We start from the raw sequence: 635 nt of genomic DNA, 5'->3' as shown, positions 1-635 counted from the left end.
TCTGCTCCTCACGTACTATCGTACGCTCCGGTGCTCGTTCGGTCGCTTCCTTGACCTACTCGCTTCTCATTGCTCTCATGTTTTCTGCTATTAGGTAGATGGTATTTTACTACTATCTACTTTAAATAGAGAATCTAAGATGGCGATTACTCGGTTTATTCTTGGTTTCTTCATATTATGATTTAGTTTTCAAAGAACAAAAAAGAAACGATAAATTCGTTTGGTGGAGCCTAGCGGGATCGAACCGCTGACCTCCTGCGTGCAAGGCAGGCGCTCTCCCAGCTGAGCTAAGGCCCCGTAAGGGTTTTATTTAATTAAAATATGGTGGGCCTAAATGGACTCGAACCATCGACCTCACGCTTATCAGGCGTGCGCTCTAACCAGCTGAGCTATAGGCCCTTCATTATAAATCGGCTAACGATTAGCTTCGTATCTCTGCGTCAACTTCCTCTCTCCGCTCCTCACGTACAGTTGTACGCTCCGGTGCTCGTTCGGTCGTTTCCTTGATCTACTCGCTACTCCTTACCCTTGGTTTCGGATAAAGATAAACTTCATATCTCTTTTACCCTATTTATCCTGAAGAATTGCTCCCTCAAAACTGAACAACAAACTCGTCAACAATCTGTGATGGAATA

General features: G+C 44.6%; 2 tRNA genes. Both read right to left on the bottom strand.

Annotation, left to right across the window (positions count from 1 at the left end):
- Nucleotides 1-221: 221 nt before the first annotated feature.
- A tRNA-Ala gene (locus ACTXGU_RS22315) sits at nucleotides 222-297 on the bottom strand.
- Between the two features lie 25 nt (nucleotides 298-322).
- Nucleotides 323-399: transfer RNA gene (locus ACTXGU_RS22310), tRNA-Ile, on the bottom strand.
- Between the last annotated feature and the right edge of the window lie 236 nt (nucleotides 400-635).

Origin of the sequence: Niallia sp. 01092 (assembly GCF_052318935.1) — a bacterium.
Taxonomy (GTDB): domain Bacteria; phylum Bacillota; class Bacilli; order Bacillales; family Cytobacillaceae; genus Niallia.
Note: the sequence above shows the minus strand (reverse complement) of the source record. Positions and strands in the feature narration are given on the sequence as shown.